23 protein-coding genes and 1 tRNA gene are annotated in these 22922 nt (G+C 62.8%); 17 read left to right on the forward strand and 7 right to left on the reverse strand.

Annotated elements, in window-relative coordinates:
• The 6 genes from M0954_RS05845 to M0954_RS05870 all read left to right on the forward strand — a co-directional run.
• A partial coding sequence (locus tag M0954_RS05845) for an RNA polymerase factor sigma-54 (protein WP_297352122.1) occupies positions 1–1373 on the forward strand: 1373 nt, incomplete at its 5' end.
• 250 nt (positions 1374–1623) lie between these two features.
• Positions 1624–1983 (forward strand): ribosome-associated translation inhibitor RaiA, encoded by a 360-nt coding sequence (raiA, locus tag M0954_RS05850; RefSeq protein WP_122153327.1) that lies wholly within the window; start codon positions 1624–1626, stop codon positions 1981–1983.
• Between the two features lie 235 nt (positions 1984–2218).
• Positions 2219–2734, forward strand: coding sequence for a PTS IIA-like nitrogen regulatory protein PtsN (gene ptsN, locus M0954_RS05855; protein WP_122153326.1), 516 nt, complete (start codon positions 2219–2221; stop codon positions 2732–2734).
• 143 nt (positions 2735–2877) lie between these two features.
• Entirely contained in the window at positions 2878–3846 is a 969-nt protein-coding gene (gene hprK / locus M0954_RS05860) for an HPr(Ser) kinase/phosphatase (protein ID WP_074263299.1), read from the forward strand.
• A gap of 82 nt (positions 3847–3928) precedes the next feature.
• A complete protein-coding gene (rapZ, locus tag M0954_RS05865) occupies positions 3929–4822 on the forward strand; it encodes an RNase adapter RapZ (protein WP_122153325.1) in 894 nt (297 codons plus the stop codon).
• Positions 4823–4863: 41 nt separating this feature from the next.
• Positions 4864–5496 (forward strand): LON peptidase substrate-binding domain-containing protein, encoded by a 633-nt coding sequence (locus M0954_RS05870; protein WP_297352124.1) that lies wholly within the window; start codon positions 4864–4866, stop codon positions 5494–5496.
• A 67-nt stretch (positions 5497–5563) separates the two neighbouring features.
• On the opposite strand, the gene mutY is transcribed toward M0954_RS05870, so the two are convergent.
• Complete coding sequence (gene mutY, locus M0954_RS05875) at positions 5564–6694, reverse strand: A/G-specific adenine glycosylase (protein WP_123385328.1); 1131 nt, start codon at positions 6692–6694, stop codon at positions 5564–5566.
• Between the two features lie 8 nt (positions 6695–6702).
• Complete coding sequence (mutM, locus tag M0954_RS05880; RefSeq protein WP_123385327.1) at positions 6703–7533, reverse strand: bifunctional DNA-formamidopyrimidine glycosylase/DNA-(apurinic or apyrimidinic site) lyase; 831 nt, start codon at positions 7531–7533, stop codon at positions 6703–6705.
• 87 nt (positions 7534–7620) lie between these two features.
• Between mutM and M0954_RS05885 the strand changes: the two genes are divergently transcribed.
• The 8 genes from M0954_RS05885 to hisC all read left to right on the forward strand — a co-directional run bounded on the left by M0954_RS05885 (position 7621) and on the right by hisC (position 14835).
• Positions 7621–9462 (forward strand): tetratricopeptide repeat protein, encoded by a 1842-nt coding sequence (locus M0954_RS05885; RefSeq protein WP_122153321.1) that lies wholly within the window; start codon positions 7621–7623, stop codon positions 9460–9462.
• Entirely contained in the window at positions 9462–10136 is a 675-nt protein-coding gene (gene lolB, locus M0954_RS05890) for a lipoprotein insertase outer membrane protein LolB (RefSeq protein ID WP_123385325.1), read from the forward strand. Before M0954_RS05885 ends, lolB begins: the two co-directional genes overlap by 1 nt.
• Before the next feature lie 52 nt (positions 10137–10188).
• A complete protein-coding gene (gene ispE / locus M0954_RS05895; RefSeq protein WP_297352126.1) occupies positions 10189–11070 on the forward strand; it encodes a 4-(cytidine 5'-diphospho)-2-C-methyl-D-erythritol kinase in 882 nt (293 codons plus the stop codon).
• Positions 11071–11123: 53 nt separating this feature from the next.
• Positions 11124–11200, forward strand: a tRNA-Gln gene (locus M0954_RS05900).
• A 45-nt stretch (positions 11201–11245) separates the two neighbouring features.
• Entirely contained in the window at positions 11246–12202 is a 957-nt protein-coding gene (locus M0954_RS05905) for a ribose-phosphate pyrophosphokinase (protein WP_122153318.1), read from the forward strand.
• A 167-nt stretch (positions 12203–12369) separates the two neighbouring features.
• The gene (locus tag M0954_RS05910; RefSeq protein ID WP_297352128.1) at positions 12370–12996 is read left to right on the forward strand and encodes a 50S ribosomal protein L25/general stress protein Ctc; all 627 of its coding nucleotides are present in this window, start codon (positions 12370–12372) and stop codon (positions 12994–12996) included.
• 141 nt (positions 12997–13137) lie between these two features.
• Positions 13138–13740 carry an aminoacyl-tRNA hydrolase gene (gene pth / locus M0954_RS05915; protein ID WP_133892770.1) on the forward strand — a complete coding sequence of 201 codons (603 nt, stop codon included), beginning with the start codon at positions 13138–13140 and terminating at the stop codon, positions 13738–13740.
• Between the two features lie 15 nt (positions 13741–13755).
• A complete protein-coding gene (gene hisC, locus M0954_RS05920; protein WP_297352130.1) occupies positions 13756–14835 on the forward strand; it encodes a histidinol-phosphate transaminase in 1080 nt (359 codons plus the stop codon).
• A gap of 53 nt (positions 14836–14888) precedes the next feature.
• Here the strand turns inward: hisC and M0954_RS05925 are convergent, their stop codons facing one another.
• The 3 genes from M0954_RS05925 to rsmD all read right to left on the reverse strand — a co-directional run bounded on the left by M0954_RS05925 (position 14889) and on the right by rsmD (position 16449).
• Entirely contained in the window at positions 14889–15143 is a 255-nt protein-coding gene (locus M0954_RS05925) for a YfhL family 4Fe-4S dicluster ferredoxin (RefSeq protein ID WP_122153314.1), read from the reverse strand.
• 65 nt (positions 15144–15208) lie between these two features.
• Positions 15209–15721: a pantetheine-phosphate adenylyltransferase gene (coaD, locus tag M0954_RS05930; protein ID WP_122153313.1), complete on the reverse strand. Its 513-nt coding sequence runs from the start codon at positions 15719–15721 to the stop codon at positions 15209–15211.
• Positions 15722–15834: 113 nt separating this feature from the next.
• Entirely contained in the window at positions 15835–16449 is a 615-nt protein-coding gene (rsmD, locus tag M0954_RS05935) for a 16S rRNA (guanine(966)-N(2))-methyltransferase RsmD (protein WP_297352132.1), read from the reverse strand.
• A gap of 248 nt (positions 16450–16697) precedes the next feature.
• Between rsmD and ftsY the strand changes: the two genes are divergently transcribed.
• A complete protein-coding gene (gene ftsY, locus M0954_RS05940; RefSeq protein WP_297352133.1) occupies positions 16698–17882 on the forward strand; it encodes a signal recognition particle-docking protein FtsY in 1185 nt (394 codons plus the stop codon).
• A gap of 193 nt (positions 17883–18075) precedes the next feature.
• Here ftsY and maiA read toward each other — a convergent pair whose 3' ends face one another.
• Positions 18076–18720, reverse strand: a complete 645-nt coding sequence (maiA, locus tag M0954_RS05945) for a maleylacetoacetate isomerase (protein WP_122153310.1) — start codon at positions 18718–18720, stop codon at positions 18076–18078.
• A gap of 27 nt (positions 18721–18747) precedes the next feature.
• Positions 18748–19446 carry a fumarylacetoacetate hydrolase family protein gene (locus M0954_RS05950; RefSeq protein WP_122153309.1) on the reverse strand — a complete coding sequence of 233 codons (699 nt, stop codon included), beginning with the start codon at positions 19444–19446 and terminating at the stop codon, positions 18748–18750.
• Between the two features lie 329 nt (positions 19447–19775).
• Between M0954_RS05950 and ybiB the strand changes: the two genes are divergently transcribed.
• Together ybiB and leuA are read left to right on the forward strand one after the other, a co-directional pair.
• Positions 19776–20741 (forward strand): DNA-binding protein YbiB, encoded by a 966-nt coding sequence (gene ybiB / locus M0954_RS05955; RefSeq protein ID WP_297352157.1) that lies wholly within the window; start codon positions 19776–19778, stop codon positions 20739–20741.
• Positions 20742–21146: 405 nt separating this feature from the next.
• Positions 21147–22886: a 2-isopropylmalate synthase gene (gene leuA, locus M0954_RS05960; protein WP_297352135.1), complete on the forward strand. Its 1740-nt coding sequence runs from the start codon at positions 21147–21149 to the stop codon at positions 22884–22886.
• The last annotated feature ends 36 nt before the right edge of the window (positions 22887–22922 follow it).

Below are 22922 nucleotides of genomic sequence, written 5' to 3' on the forward strand. Positions count from 1 at the left end.
ACTGGATCGCGAGCCCCTTGCGGGTTGCCGCAGACGGCACGTTGATCGCCCAGGCACCGAGCAACGCCGCGCCGGAGCAGATGATGGGCAACGGCTCGTCCTCTTCCTCGTCGTCGTCCTCCAGCAGCAGCGAGGGCGGCGAAAGCGGCGAGCCACAGGGCGTCGACGAGTACAACGGCCTCGCGTCCGACAGTAACGGCGACTCGTCCCAGTGGAATCTGGAGGATTACGGCCGTTCCGGTACCGCCTCCGACGACGACGACCTGCCGCCGCTGCAAATCCACGAATCGAGCACTTCGCTGCGCGACCACCTGATGGCGCAGCTGCGCGTCACACAGGCAAGCCAGCGTGACCGGGCGTTGATCACGTTTCTGATCGAGTCTCTGGACGACGACGGCTACCTGACTGCGACGCTGGAAGAAGTGCAGGCCGATCTGCCTGAAGAACTCGAAGTCGACCTCGACGAACTGAACGCCGCGCTCGCGCTGCTGCACAGCTTCGATCCGGCCGGCGTGGGCGCACGGTCCGCTTCCGAGTGCCTGAAGCTGCAATTGCTGCGCCTCGACGGCTCGGCCACCCGCACGCTCGCGCTCGACATCGTGGCCAACCATCTTGAACTGCTTGCCGCGCGCGATTTCACGCGCCTGCGCAAACACCTAAAGGCGAACGACGACGAGCTGCGCGACGCACACGTGCTGATCCGCTCGCTCGAACCGTTCCCCGGCGCCGCCTACGGTAAGGCCGAGGCCGACTACGTCGTGCCCGACATCATGGTGCGCAAAACCGGTCAAGGCTGGCAGGCCGAGCTGAACCCGGAGGTCGTGCCGAAACTGCGTATCAATCACCTGTACGCAAACATCTTGCGTAACAACCGCGGCGACCCAGGCAGCGGATCGTTGCGTCAGCAACTCCAGGAAGCCCGCTGGCTGATCAAAAATATTCAGCAGCGCTTCGAGACAATCCTGCGCGTGGCACAGGCTATAGTCGAGCGTCAAAAGAGCTTTTTTGTGCATGGCGAAATTGCCATGCGGCCCTTGGTTTTGAGGGAAATTGCTGATACGCTGGGCCTACACGAGTCAACTGTCTCGCGTGTGACAACCGGTAAATACATGCTGACCCCATTCGGGACGCTTGAATTTAAGTACTTCTTCGGATCACACGTTTCGACGGACACGGGCGGCGCTGCCTCTTCAACGGCCATTCGCGCGCTCATCAAGCAACTGATAGGAGCGGAAAACACCAAATCTCCTCTTTCAGACAGCCGCATAGCCGAACTGCTGGCGGAGCAAGGATTCGTGGTCGCACGGCGCACCGTTGCGAAGTACCGCGAAGCCCTGAGAATCCCCGCAGTCAACCTGCGCAAGTCTTTATAGCGCGCCCCCAACCTGCCGCTTCGCGTCAGGCCCCCCGAGGGGGAAAGAAAACTTGGGGCGGCCCGGCGTTTTCTTTAGCCCGTCGCGTACTGTGGCGGGCATTTTCCGGCCGTTCCGCCCGTTGGCGGACAGGCCGGCCGATGCGACCTGCCAGTAGTCAGTCAAGGGGGGACGACACAGGCGAGGCGAACGATCGACCGGTACCTGCCCCATCGTGCGGACCAAGCGGCCACTAGCATGGAGAAGCACTATGAACTTGCAGATCAGTGGACACCATCTCGAAGTAACGCCAGCGTTGCGAGAATACGTGATCACCAAACTGGATAGGGTGCTAAGACATTTCGATCAGGTGATCGATGGCAGTGTGGTCCTCTCGGTCGACAACCACAAGGAAAAGGTAAAGAGGCAAAAGGTTGAAATCAACCTGCATGTGAAGGGTAAGGACATCTTTGTCGAGAGCTGTGACGGCGACCTGTACGCCGCGATCGATCTGATGATCGATAAGCTCGACCGGCAAGTCATTCGTCACAAAGATCGCCTGCAGGGTCATCAGCACGACGCGATCAAGTATCAAGAGCTGGCGCCGCAACTGGACGTGCCGCCGCAATAAGCAGGACCGTGAAGGATTAGAGGGATTTTCCCCGACCTAGCTAAACCGCCCGGCAACGGGCGGTTTTTCGTTGGCTAGAACACATCGCACGACGATCAGGCATTGGCGCGCCGCACCATCCATAGTCGCGCTGTTCTATAATGGGCCGGTTACCATAGGGGTCAATCGGGGTTATTCAGCGGGAGTCCTGCGTTTTTTGGGCTCCCAAGCACATCGCCGTGAGCATTAGTCGAGAATGGAACGCCACTCAAACGCCACAGCGAGGAGTATCCAGGCCACGTTTCCGCCTGCCAACATGAATCGTTTAGCCAAATTTCTTCCCCTCGAAAACGTCGTCGTCGGACTATCGGTCACCAGCAAGAAACGCGTCTTCGAGCAAGCGGGCCTGATTTTCGAAAACCAGAACGGCGTCGCCCGCAGCACGGTCACTGACAATCTGTTCGCGCGCGAGCGCCTCGGGTCGACCGGTCTTGGCGAAGGCGTCGCGATTCCGCACGGCCGGATCAAAGGCTTGAAGCAGCCGCTCGCCGCCTTCGTGCGCCTCGCCGAGCCCATCCCCTTCGAATCGCCGGACGGTCAGCCGGTATCGCTGCTGATCTTCCTGCTGGTACCCGAGCAAGCCACCCAGCAACACCTCGAAATTCTCTCGGAAATCGCCCAGTTGCTGTCCGATCGCGAGACGCGCGAACGGCTGCATACGGAAGAAAACCGCGAAGCATTGCATCGACTGCTCACTCAGTGGCAACCTTGATGCATCGGCCCCCATCCGCACGTCGGTCCCCCGCCTGCGAGCGGCCGGGTCCCCGTGTCGAATCCGGCTCGCGCCGGCTAATCCGGCTGCGCTGACGCAGCCGGCGCATGCGGGGCACAGGCCCACACTGGAGTCACGGACTCATGGATACGTCCAGCATCAACGCCCAAAGCATTTTCGACGACAACGCCGCCATGCTGAAACTCAGCTGGCTGACGGGGCATGAAGGCTGGGAGCGTGGCTTCTCGGCGGAAACAGTCGCCAATGCCACCTCGAGCGCCGACCTTGTCGGCCACTTGAACCTGATCCACCCGAACCGGATCCAGGTGCTCGGCGACGCCGAAGTCGACTATTACCAGCGCCAATCCGAAGAAGACCGCTCACGCCACATGGCCGAGCTGATCGCCCTCGAGCCGCCGTTCCTGGTGGTGGCGGGCGGGGTCGCTGCGCCGCCGGAGCTGGTTCTGCGCTGTACACGTTCATCCACGCCGCTGTTCACTACGCCAATGTCGGCCGCAGCTGTGATCGACAGCTTGCGTCTGTACATGTCGCGCATCCTGGCGCCGCGCGCCACGTTGCACGGCGTGTTTCTCGACATCCTCGGCATGGGTGTGCTGCTGACCGGCGACTCCGGTCTCGGCAAGAGCGAACTCGGTCTCGAACTGATCAGCCGCGGCCACGGCCTCGTCGCTGACGACGCGGTGGATTTCGTGCGCCTCGGGCCGGATTTCGTCGAAGGCCGTTGCCCGCCGCTGCTGCAAAACCTGCTGGAAGTGCGCGGCCTGGGCCTGCTCGACATCAAGACTATTTTTGGTGAAACCGCCGTGCGGCGCAAAATGAAGTTGAAGCTGATCGTTCAGCTCGTGCGCCGTCCGGATGGCGAGTTTCAGCGCCTGCCGCTGGAAAGCCAGACCGTCGACGTGCTTGGTTTGCCTATCAGCAAGGTCACCATCCAGGTTGCGGCCGGCCGCAACCTTGCAGTGCTGGTGGAAGCCGCCGTGCGCAACACGATCCTGCAACTGCGCGGCATTGACACGCTGCGCGACTTCATGGATCGCCAGCGCCTCGCCATGCAGGACCCGGACAGCCAGTTTCCCGGCAAGCTGATCTGAAACCGCCCGGTGTGTCCGGCGGCAACGGGGCACGCATGCGGGGACCAGATGCTATGATGAAACGTACAGATTTGACGACCTCATGCGCATTATTCTGATCACCGGTATCTCCGGCTCCGGCAAATCCGTTGCACTGAACGCGCTTGAAGACGCTGGCTACTATTGCGTCGACAATCTGCCGCCGCGCTTTCTGCCGCAACTCGCCACCTACCTCGCAGCAGACGGTTACGACCGTCTCGCTGTTGCAATCGACGCGCGTTCGAGCGCCTCGCTTGACGACATGCCCGCGATGATCGGCGACCTGTCGCGCGAACACGATGTGCGCGTGCTGTTTCTGAACGCCAGCACGCAGTCGCTAATTCAACGTTTCTCCGAAACGCGCCGCCGCCATCCGCTCTCCGGTTCCACTGCGCACGACGCAGACGTTGGCCTGCTGACGTCGCTTGAAGAAGCGATCGAACGAGAGCGCGAACTGGTCGGAAACCTGGCCGAGTTCGGCCACCAGATCGACACCAGCAACCTGCGCGCGAACGTGTTGCGCGCATGGGTCAAACGCTTTATCGAGCAGGAGCACAGCGGCCTCGTACTGATGTTCGAGTCATTCGGTTTCAAGCGTGGCGTGCCGCTCGACGCTGACTTCGTGTTCGACGTGCGCACGCTGCCCAACCCGTACTACGATCATCAACTGCGCCCGCTCACTGGACTCGACAAACCGGTCATCGATTTCCTCGGCGCCCTGCCCGTCGTGCACGAGATGATGGACGATATCGAAACGTTCCTCGCGAAGTGGCTGCCGCACTTTCGCGACGACAATCGCAGCTATCTGACTGTGGCAATCGGCTGCACGGGCGGTCAGCACCGCTCCGTATTCATTGCCGAGACGCTCGCCGCGCGTCTTGCCAAGCAGGCCAATGTGATCGTGCGGCACCGCGATGCGCCGGTCGACGTCGGCGAATCATCAAAGTTAGTGGCTTAACCGGCCGCATCGCGCGGCCTTAACCCGAAGCGTTGCGCGCCATGTCCTCTACTTCTGTGCTTGCCGATGTGCCGCTGTTTCCGCTGCACACCGTGCTGTTTCCCGATGGGCTGCTGCCCCTGAAGATTTTTGAAGCGCGCTATCTGGACATGGCGCGCGAGTGTCTGCGCGAACAGACTCCGTTCGGCGTATGTCTGCTGAAAAGCGGCGGCGAAGTGGCGCTGCCGGATGAGCCGTCCGTACCCGAAGCGGTCGGCTGTCTGGCTGAGATCGGGGAGTGCGATGTCGAAACCTTCGGCATGCTGCTGATCCGCGCACGTGGGACGCAGCGCTTCCGGCTGCTATCGCATCGCGCGGAAGCTAGCGGTCTCCTCGTGGGCATGGCGGAGCCGCTGCCGGACGACGTGCCGCTCGAAGGCAACGAGCTGCTGGCCAAATTTGGCGCTTGCGCGGAAGTGCTGGAGCGGATCATCGCAACGATTCGCGAGCGCGATCCGGATAGCTTGCCATTCGCAGAGCCGTTCAAGCTTGAGGACCCGACGTGGGTATCAAACCGGCTCTCGGAAGTGCTGCCGATTGCCCTGCGGGCGCGGCAAAAGCTGATGGAACTGCCGGATGCCGGCGCGCGCATCGATGTGGTACATCACTACATGCAGCAGCATCAGTTGTTGTGAGGGGGGCCGCGGCTTTAGCTTTAACGCGGGCACGCACACGCGACACGGCGGGCGCGGGGCACGCCCTCTAAAGCAACGACCCGTGCAGGCCATCAAGCAGCTTGCGCACCGGCGCCGGCACACCGTACGCGTCGATATCGCGCAGCGCCACCCACACGGTTTCGGCGTCACCCAGCGCTAGCGCCGTCTTGACACCCGCCGCACGACCCAGTTCCGCGATGCGCGGCTCGATATCCAGGCGGAAATGCGTGAACGTGTGTATGAGCGGCGCAAGCGGCGAGACCGCACCGTCGCCGCCGAATTCGCGAGCCCGCTTTGCCAACGCCGCTTCATCAGCCGCTTCCGGCAAACTCCACAGCCCACCCCAGATACCCGACGGCGGCCGCTTTTCCAGCATCACGGTGTCGCCGTCGCACAGCACGAGCATCCATGTGCGGCGCGTCGGCACCGCCTTTTTAGGCCGCGCGGCCGGCAGTTGACGCTGCCGTCCAGTGACGTTCGCCACGCAGTCGGGCGCGAACGGACAGCGTTCGCAGTTGGGCTTGCCGCGCATGCACAGGGTCGCGCCGAGATCCATCAAGCCCTGCGTATAAGCGCTCACGTCGTCGTTACTGGCGTTGGACGGCAACAGCGATTCAGCCAGCGTCCACATGGCATTTTCGACTTTCTTTTCGCCCGGAAAACCTTCGACGCCGAACACGCGGGCCAGCACACGCTTCACGTTGCCGTCGAGAATCGTGGCCCGCGCGCCGAACGCAAACGACGCAATCGCCGCCGCAGTCGAGCGCCCGATCCCCGGCAATTCGGCCAGCGCCTCCACCGAGGCCGGAAACGCCCCACCATGCAATTCGACCACCGTCTGTGCGCATCGATACAGGTTACGGGCGCGCGAGTAGTAGCCGAGACCGGCCCACAACGCCATCACGTCGTCGATCGGTGCCGCGGCGAGCGCGGCGACATCCGGAAAACGCGCCAGAAAACGCGCGTAGTACGGAATCACGGTCGACACCTGGGTTTGCTGCAACATGATTTCCGACAGCCAGATGCGATAGGGGTCGCGCGTGTTCTGCCAGGGCAGGTCGTGGCGGCCGTGCTGACGCTGCCAGGCTACCAGGCGTGCGGAGAAATCGGCGAGAGCGGGCTCGATGGGCAAAACAGGCACGGTGGCCGTCGCGGACGGCGTTAAGCGGGAGGGCATCGGAAAAGTTAGCGCTGGCAGGTGGGACAAAAGTAAGTCGATCGCTGCCCCTGCACGATCTTTTTTATCGGCGTGCCGCACACGCGGCATGGCAGTCCCGCGCGATCATAGACGAAATAATCGAGCTGGAAATAACCGCTTTCACCGTCGCTGCCGACGAAATCGCGCAGTGTGCTGCCGCCTTTTTCAATTGCGGCCGCGAGCGTGACCCGCACGGCATCCGCCAGCAGGCCGTAGCGGACCAGCGAAACACGGCCAGCGGGCGTCGTGGGCCGGATGCCGGCGCGAAACAGGCTTTCGGATGCGTAAATATTGCCCACCCCCACCACGATCTCGCCCGCGAGCAGCGCCTGCTTGACGGAGACCTTGCGGCCACGCGTCTCCCGGTGCATCAGCGCGCCAGAAAAAGCCGGCGAAAACGGTTCGACACCGAGGCTGGCCAGCAATGGATGCTCAAGCACATCGCCGTCTTCGCGCGAGTGCCAGAGGACGGCTCCAAAGCGCCGCGGGTCACGATAGCGGAGAATGAACTCGTCGAAGATCCAGTCGATATGGTCGTGTTTCGCAGCTTCCGGCAGATGGGGCAGGTTGCGCAGCACGCGCAGCGTGCCAGTCATGCCCAGGTGCACAATGAACCAGCCGCCGTCGATTTCGAACAGCAGGTACTTGCCGCGCCGTTCGACCTTGCGCACCACGTGGCCCCGCAAGGTTCTCGCAAGGTCTGCCGGAATCGGCCAGCGCAGCGCGGGGGTGCGGACGTCGACGCGCTCGACCCGGCGTCCGGAGACGTACGGCTCGATTCCGCGTCGGGTAACCTCAACTTCTGGCAACTCTGGCATGTCTAACTGGTCTGCAACTTGCGTGAGTGGTTGTGCGCTTATTGTAGCGAGCGCGTTACAATCGTCCGAAACATTGAACGGATTTCCATGAACTTGTCCTTCGTGAAGCTGTTTTCGAAGCGCCCGTCACGCGCCGCCCGCGTGCCGCACGCTGTCTCCGCACGACGCCTTCTCGGTGCGGCGGCGCTTGCCGTGTGGGCGCTCGCCGCCTTGCCGGGGCATGCGCAAGATCCCTCGTCCGATTCGGACGACAACTCCGTGTCCATCCCCGACGCGCTAGGTGCGCAAACGCCTGAAGACCAGAAAAATCTGCCCGACATTGCCCTGTCGAGTCAGGTCGTGTTCCAGGTGCTCGCGGCCGAAGTCGCGTTGCAGCGCGATCAACCAGCGCCGGCCTATCAAACGTACCTTGCGCTCGCGCGCGACACGCACGATCCGCGCATGGCGCAACGCGCCACGGAAATCGCGCTGGCAGCGCAGAGTCCTTCCGACGCCCTCGCGGCCGCGCAATTGTGGCAGCAGTATGCGCCCTCGTCGGAGCGCGCGGCGCAACTCGACGCGTCGCTGCTCGTTCTGTCGGGCAAGCCTGACGACGCCGAGCCGCTGCTCACGCGCGAACTGGCGAAGGTGCCGGACGCGAATCGCGGCAGCGCGATCCTCGCACTGCAACTGCTGCTCTCGCGCGGTCCGAATCGTGTCGGCGGCCTGCATGTGCTGCAGGATCTGCTGAAGAACGACATGAACCGGCCCGAAGCGCAACTGGCTATCGCCCGTCAGCAAATCGTGGCGGACGACGCGCCGGGCGCACGCAAGTCGCTCGAGCAGGCGCTCGCGTTGAAGCCCGACTATCTGCCTGCGGCGCTCACGCTCTCGCAAATGGGTCCGGAAGAGCGCAAGGAAGGCATCGCGTCGCTCGAGAAGTACGTCCAGCAAAATCCGAAATCGCATGATGCGCGCCTCGCGCTGGCGCAGATGTATCTCGCCAGCGACCGTCTCGACGACGCGCAGGCGCAGTTCGTGGAGATGCACAAGGACAACGCGAACGATCTGACGCCGATGATGGCGCTCGCGCTGATCGCGATCCAGAAGAAGGACTATCCGACCGCGCAGACCTATCTGCAGCAGTACGCGCAGAAAGCGGAGAAGACGACCGGTGCCGATCCGGGCCAGGCGTACATCTATCTCGCGCAGATCTCGCTCGAGCAGAAGAATGACGCAGCCGCCGGCGACTGGTTGAACAAGATTGCGCCGACAAGCCAGCAATACATTCCGGCGCAGATCACGCGCGCCCAGTTGCTCGAAAAGCAGAACAAGCCGGACGAAGCCCGTAAGCTGCTGGCCGGCCTGCAGGCCCCTGACCCGCGCGATCAGGCCTTGATCGACCGCACGGACGCCGCCATCCTGTTCGACTCGAAGCGTTATCCGGAAGCGGAAGCGCGCCTGGCGCAAGCCACCGCTGACTTCCCCGACGACCCCGATCTGACCTACGACTATGCGATGGCGGCCGAGAAGAACGGCCACTACGACATCATGGAAGCGCAGTTGCGCAGGCTGATCGATACGCAGCCGGACAATCCGCAGGCCTACAACGCGCTCGGCTATTCGCTGGCGGACCGCGGCGTGCGCCTGCAGGAAGCGGACAAGCTGATCCAGAAGGCCGCGTCGCTGGCACCGAACGATGCGTTCATCATGGACAGCGTGGGCTGGGTCAAATATCGCCTCGGCGACACGTCGGATGCGCTCACGTTGCTGCGCAAGGCCTACAATCTGCAGCCAAATGCAGAAATCGGCGCGCATCTTGGCGAAGTGCTGTGGAAGAGCGGCGCGCAGGATCAGGCGCGCGACGCCTGGCGCGAAGCCCGCAAGCTGGAACCGGACAACGATACGCTCCTCAAAACGCTCGCACGTTTTCAGGTGAACGATCTCTGATGCTCATTTCGAACCGCTCTATCCGCTCCGCACGCTGGCTCCCCGGCTGGTTCCATTATTCCCAGGCGCCGCGCCGCGCGGCGCTGGGGCTCGCAGCGGCGGCCGTCGTCACGGTGTCCGGCTTGACGGGGTGCGCGTCGGTGACGCCGCGGCAACCCTCCCTGTCTAATGCCACCACCTCGGTGACGGCACAGACGAGCCGCGCCTATCACGGCCGCTTTGCAATCCAGTACGTCGATCAGAACGGCGCGCAACGCAACGCCTACGGCAATTTCGACTGGCAGGAGGCTGGCGACACCGTCACGCTGCAGTTGCGTAACCCGCTCGGCCAGACACTCGCGATTGTCACGTCGTCGCCAGCCTCGGCCTCGCTCGAACTGCCGAACCGCCAGCCACTCACCGCCGACAACGTGTCCACGCTGATGCAAAATGCGCTCGGCTTTGCGCTGCCGGTCGAAGGCCTGCGCTACTGGCTGCAGCCATCGGCCGCGCCCACTTCGCGAGCGAAGACCGAGCAGGATCCACAGGATCCGTCGCATCTGAAGGAGATCGTCCAGGACGGCTGGACCATCAACTACGTCGCATACGCCGATGCACCGGCCACCGGCCTCAAGCGCGTCAATCTGAACCGCCAGGAGCCGCCACTCGAAATCAAGCTCGTGCTTGACCAGTAACCGGCGACACGCACTAACCGTACGGCCCGCCTGCTGCAATTCGTCTTTACTCATGATCGAAACAACCAATTCGCTCCGCGACTGCCTCGCGCCAGCGAAGCTCAATCTCTTCCTGCACATCACCGGCCGCCGGCCGGATGGCTATCACTCGCTGCAGACCGTGTTCCAGTTGCTCGACTGGGGCGATACGCTGCATTTCACGCGCCGTTCCGACGGCCTCGTCACGCGTAGCAGCGACATCTCCGGTGTGCCGCCGGAACAGGACCTGACCGTGCGCGCCGCCCTGCTGCTGAAAAGCCATACGGGCTCGCAGGAAGGCGTCGACATCGCGATCGATAAACGGCTGCCGATGGGCGCCGGCCTCGGCGGCGGCAGTTCGGACGCGGGCACCACGCTGCTGGCGCTGAACCGTCTGTGGAAGCTCGCTCTGCCGCGCGCAGAATTGCAGGCAATTGCACTGAAGCTGGGTGCCGATGTGCCGTTCTTTGTGTTTGGAAAAAATGCGTTTGCAGAGGGTGTCGGAGAGGCGTTGGAGGTTGTACAATTGCCGCCGCGATATTTCCTCGTTGTGACACCCCGGGTTCACGTTCCAACTGCAGCGATTTTCTCCGAGAAATCGTTGACAAGAGACTCAAAACCCCTCACAATCGTGGACTTTCTTGCACAAGATAGCTGCAACGCGGGATGGCCCGACAGTTTTGGCCGGAATGACATGCAGCAGGTTGTCGTGGGAAAATACGCGGAAGTTGCGCAGGTGCTTGGATGGTTTGACAACGTCGCACCCGCGCGGATGACTGGATCAGGGGCAAGTGTTTTTGCAGCGTTCCAAAATCGCGATGAAGCAGAAGCGGCACAAGCCAAACTGCCGAGCGGCTGGAACAGCGCGGTAACAGCAAGCCTGGATACACATCCACTCTTCAGTTTCGCGTCATAAGGTTTTGCATCGCCGAGCGGTCCTAAACGCTCGGGGAAGCTCAAAGTTAGTGTAGGGGAGTCGCCAAGTTGGTTAAGGCACCGGATTTTGATTCCGGCATTCGAAGGTTCGACTCCTTCCTCCCCTGCCAAAAATTCTCGCAGTTCCTCGCCCCCCAGCCAGAAGCAGGTGCATGATGAGCAGCCATGACGGCCTGATGGTTTTTACTGGCAACGCGAATCCCGCGCTTGCACACGAAGTCGTAAAAATCCTCGGCATTCCCCTCGGCAAAGCGATGGTCAGCCGTTTTTCGGACGGTGAGATCCAGGTCGAGATTCAGGAAAACGTACGCGGCAAGGATGTTTTCGTCCTGCAATCCACCTGCGCGCCGGCGAATGACAACCTGATGGAACTGATGATCATGGTCGATGCGCTCAAGCGCGCATCCGCTGGCCGGATCACCGCTGCTATTCCCTACTTCGGCTATGCCCGCCAGGATCGTCGCCCGCGTTCGGCACGCGTCGCGATCTCGGCCAAGGTGGTGGCGAACATGCTGGAAATCGCTGGCGTCGAGCGCATCATCACGATGGATCTGCACGCTGACCAGATTCAAGGTTTCTTCGACATCCCCGTCGACAACATCTATGCGACGCCCGTGTTGCTCGGCGATCTGCGCAAGCAGAATCACGAGAACCTGCTGATCGTTTCACCGGACGTCGGCGGTGTGGTCCGTGCCCGTGCACTGGCCAAGCAGTTGAACTGCGATCTCGCGATCATCGACAAGCGCCGCCCCAAGGCGAATATCGCTGAAGTGATGAACATCATCGGTGAAGTCGAAGGCCGTACCTGCGTGATCATGGACGACATGGTCGACACCGCCGGCACGCTCTGCAAGGCAGCACAGGTATTGAAGGAACGCGGCGCAATCAAGGTGTTCGCGTATGCAACTCACCCGGTTCTGTCGGGCGGCGCGGGCGAGCGCATCGCTGCATCCGCGCTCGACGAACTGGTCGTCACTGATACGATCCCGCTCGGCGAAGAAGCCCGCTCGTGCGCCAAGATCCGTTCGCTGACGAGCGCAGGTCTGTTGGCCGAAACGTTCTCGCGGATCCGCCGCGGCGATTCGGTGATGTCGCTGTTTGCGGAAAGTTAAGTATTTGCGAAGGCGCGGCGTGCGCGGTTACAAATCGCACAATGCGCTTTTGCACAATCGGCATGGACGAACGAAGGTTCGTGCCGTCGAGTCTGGGGCCTCAGCCAATCTGGCATGAAGGCCCCGTTTTTACTGCCTGGTCGCGGGCAGTGCATTGGAGATTCAAAATGAAAGTAGTCGCTTTCGAGCGTTCACAGCAAGGTACGGGTGCGAGCCGCCGCCTGCGTATTACCGGCAAGACGCCGGCAATCGTTTATGGCGCTGGTGCTGAACCGCAAATGATCGAACTCGATCACAACGCGTTGTGGCACGCCCTGAAGAAGGAAGTTTTCCATTCGTCGATTCTCGATCTGGAAGTCGGCGGCACGGCGCAACAGGTTCTGCTGCGCGACGTGCAATACCATCCGTTCCGTCAGCTCGTGCTGCACGTGGACTTCCAGCGCGTCGATGCAACGAAGAAGCTGCACACCAAGGTGCCGCTGCACTTCATGAACCAGGAATCGAACCCGGCAGTCAAGCTGTCGAGCGCGGTGATCTCGCACGTTCTGAACGAAATCGAAATCGAGTGCCTGCCGTCGGCACTGCCTGAGTTCCTCGAAGTCGACCTCGCAACGATCGAAGCAGGTCAAACGCTGCACGCCAAGGACATCGTCCTGCCGGCTGGCGTCGCGCTGATTGCACACATTGAAGCTGAAAACCCGGTGATCGCATCCGCGACGATCCCGGCTGGCGCTATCGCTGAAGGCGACGCCGCTGCTCCTGCTGCTGGCGAAGGCGAAACGCCGGCCGCTTAAGCTGCATAGAGCGAGCAATCCTCTCGATCCGTTTCAATGGAACGGACGATGTGACCCGCCGCGGTTCGCCCCGGCGGGTTTTTTTTCGTTTTTTCAGGTCGCGTGGCACGCCGCCGGCCCTTAACTCATCATGAATCAATCATGATCAAGCTGATCGTGGGGCTCGGCAACCCGGGCGCCGAATACACCGCGACGCGTCACAACGCCGGTTTCTGGCTGGTCGATCAACTGGCGCGCGAAGCCGGTACGACCTTGCGCGATGAGCGGCGCTTTCACGGTTTCTATGCGAAGGCCCGTCTGCATGGCGAAGAGATCCACTTGCTCGAGCCGCAGACGTATATGAACCGCTCGGGGCAATCGGTCGTCGCGCTCGCGCATTTCTTCAAGATCCTGCCCGACGAGATTCTGGTCGCGCACGATGAGCTCGACCTGCCGCCTGGCACCGTCAAGCTGAAGCTCGGTGGCGGCAGCGGCGGTCATAACGGTCTGAAGGACATCTCCGCGCATCTCTCCTCGCAGCAATATTGGCGGCTGCGTATCGGCATTGGCCATCCGCGCGATCTGATTCCGGAAAGCGCGCGTGCCGGTGCGAAGCCGGACGTCGCCAACTACGTGCTGAAACCGCCGCGCCGCGAAGAGCAGGACGTGATCGATGCGTCAATCGAACGCGCGCTCGTGCAGATGCCGCTCGTCGTCAAGGGCGAGCTCGACCGCGCGGTGATGCAGCTGCACCGCAGCAGCTGAAATATGGAGGCCCGCTTGAGCCGTTACTGGAGTGACATCGTCCACCGCCTGACGCCGTATGTGCCGGGCGAACAGCCCGCGCTCGCCCATCCGGTCAAGCTGAACACCAACGAGAACCCGTATCCTCCGTCGCCGCGCGTGCTGGAAGCGATCCGCCACGAGCTCGGTGAGAACGCGGAATCGTTGCGACGCTATCCCGACCCGACCGCACGCAAGCTGCGCGAGACGGTCGCAGCACACCACGGCATCCGCGCCGAGCAGGTGTTCGCCGGCAACGGTTCGGACGAAGTTCTCGCGCTGACCTTCCAGGCGTTACTCAAGCACGGCAAGCCGATCCTGTTCCCGGACATCACGTACAGCTTCTATCCGACGTACGCCGGCCTCTTCGAGGTCGACTACCGGACCGTTCCCGTGGATGACGCGTTCGCCATCCGCGTCGACGACTACGCTTTGCCCAATGGCGGCGTCCTGTTGCCGAATCCGAACGCGCCTACCGGCCACCCGTTGCCGCTCAGCGAAATCGAAAGGCTGGTGGCGCGGCATGCCGACTCGGTTGTGGTGATCGACGAGGCATATGTGGACTTCGGCGCACAGTCGGCGATCTCGCTGATCGACCGCTATCCGAATCTGCTGGTGACGCAGACGGTCTCGAAGTCGCGCTCGCTGGCCGGCATGCGCGTGGGTTTTGCGTTCGGCAATGTGGCGCTGATCGAAGCGCTGACGCGCGTCAAGGACAGCTTCAACTCCTATCCGCTCGACCGGCTTGCGCAGGTCGCAGCAATTGCCGCCTATCAGGACGATGAGTGGTTTCGCGACAGTTGCGCGAAAGTCATCGCGAGCCGCGAGCGCCTGTCTGCAGGACTGACGGGACTTGGCTTCAACGTCGTGCCGTCGGGGGCGAATTTTGTGTTCGCCCGCCACGAAGGCTGCGACGCGGCCACGCTCGCCTTGCGGCTAAGGGAGAAGGAGATTTTTGTGCGCCATTTCAAGGCCCCGCGCATCGATCAGCATTTGCGTATCTCGATCGGCACTGACGCGGAATGCGATGCGTTGCTGGAAGCGCTGGAGGATGTGTTTCGCTCGGACGTGGGCTGAGCGCGCAGGAACGCGAAGGGCGAGGCAGCGCACACGCCGCCAAAACAGGCTGCTCAGGCCTTGGCGGCTTGCAGCGCGTGATACTTCGCCATCAGACCTTCGGGCGTCTCCAGGTGCTCCGGGTCGCGCGGAATGCACTCCACCGGGCACACCTGGATACACTGCGGCTCGTCGAAGTGACCGACGCACTCGGTGCACTTCTTCGGATCGATAACGTAGATTTCCGAACCCATCGAAATTGCGTCGTTCGGGCACTCGGGCTCGCAGACGTCGCAATTGATGCACTCGTCGGTAATCATCAGGGCCATGCTTTTCTCACTTCAGGCCGGCGCGAGGCCGGCTTTCGTTCCGTCAAACCGCTAGTTTACGCCGGTTAAGACTGGCCTGCCTGGCCGTCGTCCTGATCCAGCAAAGCCACTTTGTCCTTCAGCCATTTTTCCACGGACGGGAACACAAACTTGCTGACGTCACCGCCCAGTTGCGCGATCTCGCGCACGATGGTGCCGGAGATGAACTGATACTGGTCCGACGGCGTCATGAACATGGTTTCGACGTCGGGCAACAGATAGCGGTTCATGCCGGCCATCTGGAACTCGTATTCGAAGTCCGACACTGCGCGCAGGCCGCGCACGATCACCCGGGCGTTGTTGGTGCGGACGAAATCCTTCAATAGGCCCTTGAAGCTCATTACCTGCACATTCGGGTAATGACCGAGGACTTCGTGAGCGATATCGAGGCGCTCTTCGAGGGTGAAGAACGGCTTCTTGTTGCGGCTGTCGGCGACGCCTACCACCAGCGTGTCGAAAATGCTCGACGCGCGCCGAACGAGGTCTTCGTGACCGCGCGTCAGCGGGTCGAACGTACCCGGGTACACGGCGACTACCATGTGACTTCTCCTCTCTTCAGACAAATGGGCACGTCAAGCACGCCCGCAGGACGCGTTTGCCGCCGGTCGCGCGCGTAACGGCTAGCCGTCCGGCGCTTGTTTTGGAACGCGCATTATTCCTCATTTTCGCGCTGCAGCAAATGATAGTGGACCACCCCGGCCTTCCCCTGCCGAACGATGGTCCACCCCGCCAGCGCGGGCGTCTGTGCGACGTCGAGCGCATCGCCGGCTTCCACATAGAGGAATCCTTCGGCGCTGACAAGCGGCGTCGCCAGTTCCAGCGCGCGGCCCAGCAGGTCGGAGCCGAACGGCGGATCGAGGAACACCACGTCGAACGAACCGGGTGCGAGGCTCGCCGCAAGGCGCAATGCATCCGCTTCGGCAACTTCTATCGTGTTGGGCGCGAGGCGAGCCTGATTGGCACGCAATTGCCCGGCCGCCTTACCGTGGCGCTCGACCATCAAGACCCGCGCCGCGCCGCGCGAAGCCGCCTCGAAGCCCAGCGCCCCGCTGCCGGCGAACAGATCGAGGCACCGCTGGCCGTCGAGGCGCTGGCCGAGCCAGTTAAAGAGCGTTTCGCGCACGCGGTCGGGCGTGGGCCGCAGGCCGTCGAGGTCGAGGACGGGCAGCGGTGTGCGCTTCCAGTCGCCGCCAATGATGCGGATGGCGTGCGGCTTGCCGCGATTAGACGGAGCGCTGGACGCGCGGGAGGCAGGAGGACGGGGCATGCAGATTCGAACGGTTAAACGGTTAGGCGATTGCCCACAGGCGCGTTTGCGCTGGGGTTGGAGAGGCAACGTTACCACAGGGTGAAAAGCATCTCACCTTGGCCGGACGGCTAATGCGGCCAGATCGGACATGCCTGATAAAATAAGCGCCTTCCAGCGCCTTGCATCCCGCATTGCCACGCTGCCTGCCGCTGCCACCGGGCCCAACCGGTTGCGCGCACCGGCGCTCGCTCTCACCACGCCAGAACATGTTCAGCTTTTTCAAACGATTCAAGGGTTCGAAAGACCCCGACGCGACGCCCGAGGAATCGCAGACGGCGCAGGAAGTCGTCACGCCGCAAGCCGAAGCCGTCGCCGCACGGCCGGCCGTGCCTGCTGCACCAACCGCCCCGCGGCCGGTCAGCAGCATTGGCGCGCAACCTGCATCCGTGAGCGACGTCGAGCCGCTTGCGCCTCTGCAAGCGGCTCCTGAAGAGGAAACCGGGCTCGAAACCGTAGAGATCGTGCCGCCGCCGTTGCCCGAAGCCGCGGCCAAGAGGTCTTGGCTCACGCGCCTGAAAACCGGTCTCTCGAAAACCAGTTCGAACCTGACGGGCATCTTCATCAACGCCAAGATCGACGATGACCTTTACGAGGAGCTCGAAACCGCCCTGCTCATGTCCGACGCAGGCGTCGAGGCCACCGAATTCCTGCTCGAATCGCTGCGTGAAAAAGTCCGCACCGATCGCCTGACCGACCCGCAACAGGTCAAGGCCGCGCTGCGCACGCTGTTGATCGACCTGCTCAAACCGCTCGAAAAATCCCTGATGCTCGGCCGCGCCCAGCCGCTCGTGATGATGATCGCGGGAGTGAACGGCGCCGGCAAAACCACCAGCATCGGCAAGCTCGCGAAGCATCTGCAGAGCTTCGACCAATCGGTGCTGCTCGCCGCTGGCGACACCTTTCGCGCCGCCGCGCGCGAACAGCTTGCGATCTGGGGCGAACGCAACAATGTGACGGTCGTCTCGCAGGAAAGCGGCGATCCGGCCGCGGTCATCTTCGATGCGGTCGGCGCAGCCCGCGCGCGCAAGATCGACGTGCTCATGGCCGACACGGCCGGACGTCTGCCGACCCAGTTGCATCTGATGGAAGAACTGCGCAAGGTCAAGCGCGTGATCGGCAAGGCGATGGACAGCGCCCCGCACGAAGTGCTGCTCGTGATCGACGCCAACACCGGTCAGAACGCGCTCACGCAGGTAAAAGCGTTCGACGATGCGCTCGGACTCACCGGTCTGATCGTCACCAAGCTCGACGGCACGGCCAAAGGCGGCATTCTCGCGGCCATTGCGCGGCAGCGGCCGGTCCCGGTGTATTTCATCGGCGTGGGCGAGAAGGTCGAGGACTTGCAGCCGTTCAGCGCCGAGGAGTTTTCGGACGCGTTGCTCGGCAGCTAAAACAGCGCGGCCGGGCAGTTCGCCGAAGCGAGCCGCAAGATTGCGGCAGCGACAAAGAGGGCGCCTCACAGCGAGCGGCCCCCAAAAGCGCGGACGAATGTCCAACTTTTGGGGTTCAGTTCACAGAGCGCCCTCTTTGCTTTCAGCCGCACCTGGCCACATTGGCTCAGCGGCTCATTGAGTCAAACCCACCTCACTCCGCATCTGGCTGCACGCCGGGCGCCGCGCGCGTGAACGCGTCAAGTTGCAACGCCTGATCGTGAATGCGCTGGATCGTCGGAAACCGCGCCATGTCGGTCTTGAAGCGCTGCGCATTGAACACCTGCGGCACGAGACACGCATCGGCCATCGTCGGCGTATCGCCAAAGCAGAACTTGCCGGTGCGCGAATCGCCCGCCAGATGCTCTTCGAGCGTCGTGAAACCTGCCTCGACCCAGTGGCGGTACCACTCGTCCCTGGTCGCGTCGTCGGCGCCTACCGTGTGCTTCAGATACTTCAGCACGCGCAGATTGTTCACCGGATGGATCTCGCAGGCCACCTGCAGCGCCACCGAGCGCACATAGGCGCGATCAACCGGCGACTTCGGCAGCAACGGCGGCTCCGGATGCGTTTCCTCGAGATATTCGATGATCGCAAGCGACTGCGTCAAAACGTTGTCGCCGTCCACGAGGGTGGGCAGGATCGCGTCCGGATTCAGACGACGGTAAGCAGGCTTGAGCTGCTCGCCGCCATCGCGCAGCAGATGCACCGGCGCATAGTCATACGGCAGCCCCTTCAGATTCAAGGCAATCCGCACGCGATACGCCGCCGAGCTACGAAAATAGCTGTAAAGCTTCATATTGTTTGTCCCCTCCCTGCAGCAGCTTCAGATGACGCGTACGCTGAAGTCGCCGAGCCCGTCCACGCCGCCCTTCATCGTGTCGCCCTTCACGACCGCGCCGACACCTTCGGGCGTGCCCGTGAAAATCAGATCACCGGGCTGCAGTTCGAACAGCGTCGACAGATACGCAATCGTCTCCGCCACCGACCAGATCAGCTGCGACACATCCGAGCGCTGCTTTTCTTCACCGTTCACGGTGAGCCAGATCGCGCCCTTGTCGACCTGCCCAATCTTCGACACCGGATGGATCGGGCCAAGCGGCGCCGAGTGATCAAAGCCCTTCGCGGTGTCCCACGGACGGCCCAGCTTCTTCGCTTCGGCCTGCAGGTCGCGCCGCGTCATGTCGAGTCCGAGCGCGTAGCCATAGACATGCTCCAGCGCCTGTCCGACCGGAATGTCCTTACCCGGCTTGCCGATCGCCGCGACCAGTTCCATTTCGAAGTGGACGTTCTTCGATTGCGTGGGGTAGGGAAATTCACCGGTCTCGCCCGGTGCGACGTAGACCACGGCATCCGCCGGCTTGCTAAAGAAAAACGGCGGTTCGCGATCAGGGTCGTGCCCCATCTCGCGCGCGTGCGCCTCGTAATTACGGCCCACGCAGTAAATGCGACGCACCGCGAATTGATCGCTGGACCCGACGACCGGCACCGCGACTACCGGTGCGGGAGCAAACACGTAACTCATCCCGTTCTCCAATCTTTAGTAAGCGCCGCGAGCGCGGCAATAAAGCATTTAGTTTAACGCGAGGGTGAACGGGCTGCGCGCGAACCCGGCAGTCCGGAGGCCTAGCGGCGGTGCCAAGCATGATGTGCCACGGGACGGAAAGCCCCTGACGCTTGCAGCCTCGTGTCAACTTGCGCAAACGCCATAGATGCGATACTCACTACGGATACCGCTGCGGGTATATCTGCGGAAAGCGCAACTGATCCCGCCGCAGGCAGCACGAATACCCTTTGAATACCGTGGCCGACGCCGTCAATGCCGAGCCTGGCCACCCAGCCCCACTAAGCCCGATGACCGATACCGCCGATACCGACTTTCCCTGCGCCCGCTTTATCAAGGAGATTGGCCGCGGCCCGAACGGCGCACGCGCGCTAACGCCCGAAGACACGCACGCGCTCTACAGCGCGATGCTCGATGGACGCGTCTCCGATCTCGAACTCGGCGCGGTGCTGCTTGCGTATCGGGTCAAGGGCGAAACCGCCGACGAGCTCGCCGCGATGCTGGCGGCCGCCCACGCCTCCTTCGAGCCGATCCAGATTGCGCACGCAGCTTACCGACCGGTTTCCATCCCGAGCTACAACGGCGCACGCAAACAGCCGAATCTCGTGCCGCTGCTCGCTCTGCTATTGGCCCGCGAAGGCGTGCCGGTGCTCGTGCACGGCGTCACCGAAGACCCGGGCCGCGTGACCAGCGCCGAGATCTTCACCCATCTGCAGATCGCGCACGCGCAGGACCATGCGGAGATCGAAGACAGCCTCGCCTCGCGACGCCTCGCCTTTGCGCCGATCACCGCGCTCGCGCCGAAGCTCGCGCGCCTGCTGGTGCTGCGCCGCCGGATGGGCGTGCGCAATTCCACCCATACGCTCGTCAAGATCCTGCAGCCGTTCGCGCCGCCCGGGCTGCGGCTCGTGAACTACACGCATCCGCCCTATCGTGACGCCCTGACCCAGTTGTTCGTCACCCATCCGGATGCAGCCGCAGGCGGTGCACTGCTCGCGCGCGGCACAGAGGGCGAAGCCGTCGCCGATACGCGTCGGCAGGTGCAGATCGACTGGCTGCATGACGGCATCTGCGAAACGCGCGTGGCCGCCGAGCGGTCCTCTGCTGATGCGCCCGAGGTCGAATTGCCCGAGGCTCGCGACGCCGTCACCACCGCCGCGTGGATCGATGCCGTGCTGCGCGGCGAAGCGCCGGTGCCGAGCGCGATCGAACGGCAGATCAGTGTGATCGCGGAGATCGCCAGAACCTCGGCGTGACGGGCTTCGCGCGACCCCGCAGCGCCGCGCGGGCGACCGCGCAACGACGCATTGTGAGCATCCGCGGTTGACACGCTGCGGCCCGCTCGCATACATTGGACCCATGCGTCACCTTCCGAACACCCTCCGAATTACCTCTGGCCGCCTAGCGCGGCCCCTATCGCTACGTCTAGCGTAAGCCAGGCGTAGCGCCGCGCGTTGGCCGCCCCAGCGGTTCAAGCCCGGTCCTCAAAGTAGTCCCGCAGTTTCCGTTGCACCCCAAACCGTAGTTCCTTTTACAACCTGTCAGTCGTTTGTGTTCGTCCGTTTACCGTTCGGACGAATCGCGAAGGTCACATCCGTGGCAGCCCGCCAGCCGCCCGAGGCCACGCCCCTTCGCATACGACAGAACGAACGAGGCTCATCATGTTGCGCAACCCCGCTGAAAAATACCGACCGTTCCCCGCCGTCCGTTTGACTGGCCGAAAATGGCCCAGCCGCACGATCCAGCAAGCCCCCATCTGGATGGCCACCGACCTGCGCGACGGCAACCAGTCGCTGATCGAGCCCATGAGCATCGCGCAGAAGCTTGAGTTCTTCGAGATGCTGGTCAGGATCGGCTTCAACGAAATCGAAGTCGGCTTTCCGTCGGCCTCGCAGACCGACTTCGATTTCGTGCGCAAGCTGATCGACGAAAAGCGCATTCCCGACGATGTGACGATCCAGGTGCTCGTCCAGTCGCGCGAAGAACTGATCGCGCGCACCTTCGAGGCGCTCGATGGCGTGCCGCGCGCGATCGTCCACCTGTACAACGCGATCGCACCGGCGTTCCGCAAGATCGTCTTCAACCAGTCAAAAGACGAAGTGAAGGCGCTCGCGGTCGAAGGCACGCGGCTGATCAAGCAGTACGCCCAGGCACGGCCGCAGACGCAGTGGACCTACCAGTACTCGCCTGAAACCTTCAGCATGACCGAGCTGCCGTTCGCCCGCGAGGTGTGCGACGCAGTCGCCCAGACGTGGCGGCCCACGCGCGATCACAAGATGATCGTCAACCTGCCCGCGACCGTCGAAGCAGCCATGCCGAACGTATACGCCGATCAGATCGAATGGATGGACCGCAATCTCGGCTATAGGGACAGCATCGTGCTGTCGGTGCATCCGCATAACGATCGCGGCACTGCGGTGGCCGCCGCTGAACTCGCCGTGCTGGCGGGCGCGGATCGCATCGAAGGGTGTCTTTTCGGAAATGGCGAGCGCACCGGCAACGTCGACCTCGTCACGCTGGCGATGAATCTTTACACCCAGGGCATCGACCCTGGCCTCGACTTCTCGGATATCGACGCGGTACGCCGCGTCGTGGAGCGCTGCAACCAGTTACCAGTGCATCCGCGTCATCCGTATGCGGGCGATCTCGTTTATACGGCATTCTCGGGCTCGCATCAGGACGCGATCCGCAAGGGCTTTGCCCAGCAGACGCCGGACGCGGTGTGGGAAGTGCCCTATCTGCCGGTCGACCCGGCCGACGTGGGCCGCAACTACGACGCCGTGATCCGTGTAAATAGCCAGTCCGGCAAAGGCGGCTCGACGTATCTGCTCGAACGGGGCATGGGCTTCACGCCGCCGCGCCGGGTGCAGATCGAGTTCAGCCACACAGTGCAAGCCACCGCGGATAGCAGCGGCGCCGAGATGAGCGGCGAGGCGATTTGCGCGTTGTTCGCCCGCGAGTACTTCGAGACCGATGGACCGGCGCAGCGCGTCAATGCGTCGACGGTGCGGTGGGACGATCGCGACCTCAATGTGGCGGCGGCGAAGCGGCCGCGTGAGCAGTCCGAGGCGCAAGAGGCGCAGCATGAACCGCACGAGCAACACGCCCGGCGCGTCGCCGCCGCCCTCGCCACGGCCGCGGGGCAAATGATCGAAGTCACCTCAGTGGAAAGCGCACGGGCCACAGATGGCCGCACGGTAGTGTTCGTGGGCTGCAGGGTCGGGGAGCAGGCGGTTCGCTTCGGCGTTGGAGTTAGCTCGGAAGCCGCGGCGGCAGTCGTGGATGCTGTTGTCAGCGCAGTGAACCGGACAATCGGAACCAGCGAGGCAGCCGGGACCAGTGTGGCAGGAGTGGCAAATCCGGCGGTGTGGCAAGAGCCTGACCGCAGAGTGGCGGCCTGACGACAATCGGCTGGTCAGCACAGACGCAAAGGCAGG

The sequence above is a fragment of the Paraburkholderia sp. genome (assembly GCF_026225065.1).
Classification (GTDB): Bacteria; Pseudomonadota; Gammaproteobacteria; order Burkholderiales; family Burkholderiaceae; genus Paraburkholderia.

What these genes read in the sequence shown, in the direction of transcription:
- raiA (WP_122153327.1), top strand. Translation starts at nt 1,624, where the DNA reads ATGAACTTGCAGATCAGTGGACACCATCTCGAAGTAACGCCAGCGTTG.
- ptsN (WP_122153326.1), top strand. Translation starts at nt 2,219, where the DNA reads ATGGAACGCCACTCAAACGCCACAGCGAGGAGTATCCAGGCCACGTTT.
- hprK (WP_074263299.1), top strand. Translation starts at nt 2,878, where the DNA reads ATGGATACGTCCAGCATCAACGCCCAAAGCATTTTCGACGACAACGCC.
- rapZ (WP_122153325.1), top strand. Translation starts at nt 3,929, where the DNA reads ATGCGCATTATTCTGATCACCGGTATCTCCGGCTCCGGCAAATCCGTT.
- M0954_RS05870 (WP_297352124.1), top strand. Translation starts at nt 4,864, where the DNA reads ATGTCCTCTACTTCTGTGCTTGCCGATGTGCCGCTGTTTCCGCTGCAC.
- mutY (WP_123385328.1), bottom strand. Translation starts at nt 6,694, where the DNA reads ATGCCCTCCCGCTTAACGCCGTCCGCGACGGCCACCGTGCCTGTTTTG.
- mutM (WP_123385327.1), bottom strand. Translation starts at nt 7,533, where the DNA reads ATGCCAGAGTTGCCAGAAGTTGAGGTTACCCGACGCGGAATCGAGCCG.
- M0954_RS05885 (WP_122153321.1), top strand. Translation starts at nt 7,621, where the DNA reads ATGAACTTGTCCTTCGTGAAGCTGTTTTCGAAGCGCCCGTCACGCGCC.
- lolB (WP_123385325.1), top strand. Translation starts at nt 9,462, where the DNA reads ATGCTCATTTCGAACCGCTCTATCCGCTCCGCACGCTGGCTCCCCGGC.
- ispE (WP_297352126.1), top strand. Translation starts at nt 10,189, where the DNA reads ATGATCGAAACAACCAATTCGCTCCGCGACTGCCTCGCGCCAGCGAAG.
- M0954_RS05905 (WP_122153318.1), top strand. Translation starts at nt 11,246, where the DNA reads ATGAGCAGCCATGACGGCCTGATGGTTTTTACTGGCAACGCGAATCCC.
- M0954_RS05910 (WP_297352128.1), top strand. Translation starts at nt 12,370, where the DNA reads ATGAAAGTAGTCGCTTTCGAGCGTTCACAGCAAGGTACGGGTGCGAGC.
- pth (WP_133892770.1), top strand. Translation starts at nt 13,138, where the DNA reads ATGATCAAGCTGATCGTGGGGCTCGGCAACCCGGGCGCCGAATACACC.
- M0954_RS05925 (WP_122153314.1), bottom strand. Translation starts at nt 15,143, where the DNA reads ATGGCCCTGATGATTACCGACGAGTGCATCAATTGCGACGTCTGCGAG.
- coaD (WP_122153313.1), bottom strand. Translation starts at nt 15,721, where the DNA reads ATGGTAGTCGCCGTGTACCCGGGTACGTTCGACCCGCTGACGCGCGGT.
- rsmD (WP_297352132.1), bottom strand. Translation starts at nt 16,449, where the DNA reads ATGCCCCGTCCTCCTGCCTCCCGCGCGTCCAGCGCTCCGTCTAATCGC.
- ftsY (WP_297352133.1), top strand. Translation starts at nt 16,698, where the DNA reads ATGTTCAGCTTTTTCAAACGATTCAAGGGTTCGAAAGACCCCGACGCG.
- maiA (WP_122153310.1), bottom strand. Translation starts at nt 18,720, where the DNA reads ATGAAGCTTTACAGCTATTTTCGTAGCTCGGCGGCGTATCGCGTGCGG.
- M0954_RS05950 (WP_122153309.1), bottom strand. Translation starts at nt 19,446, where the DNA reads ATGAGTTACGTGTTTGCTCCCGCACCGGTAGTCGCGGTGCCGGTCGTC.
- ybiB (WP_297352157.1), top strand. Translation starts at nt 19,776, where the DNA reads ATGACCGATACCGCCGATACCGACTTTCCCTGCGCCCGCTTTATCAAG.
- leuA (WP_297352135.1), top strand. Translation starts at nt 21,147, where the DNA reads ATGTTGCGCAACCCCGCTGAAAAATACCGACCGTTCCCCGCCGTCCGT.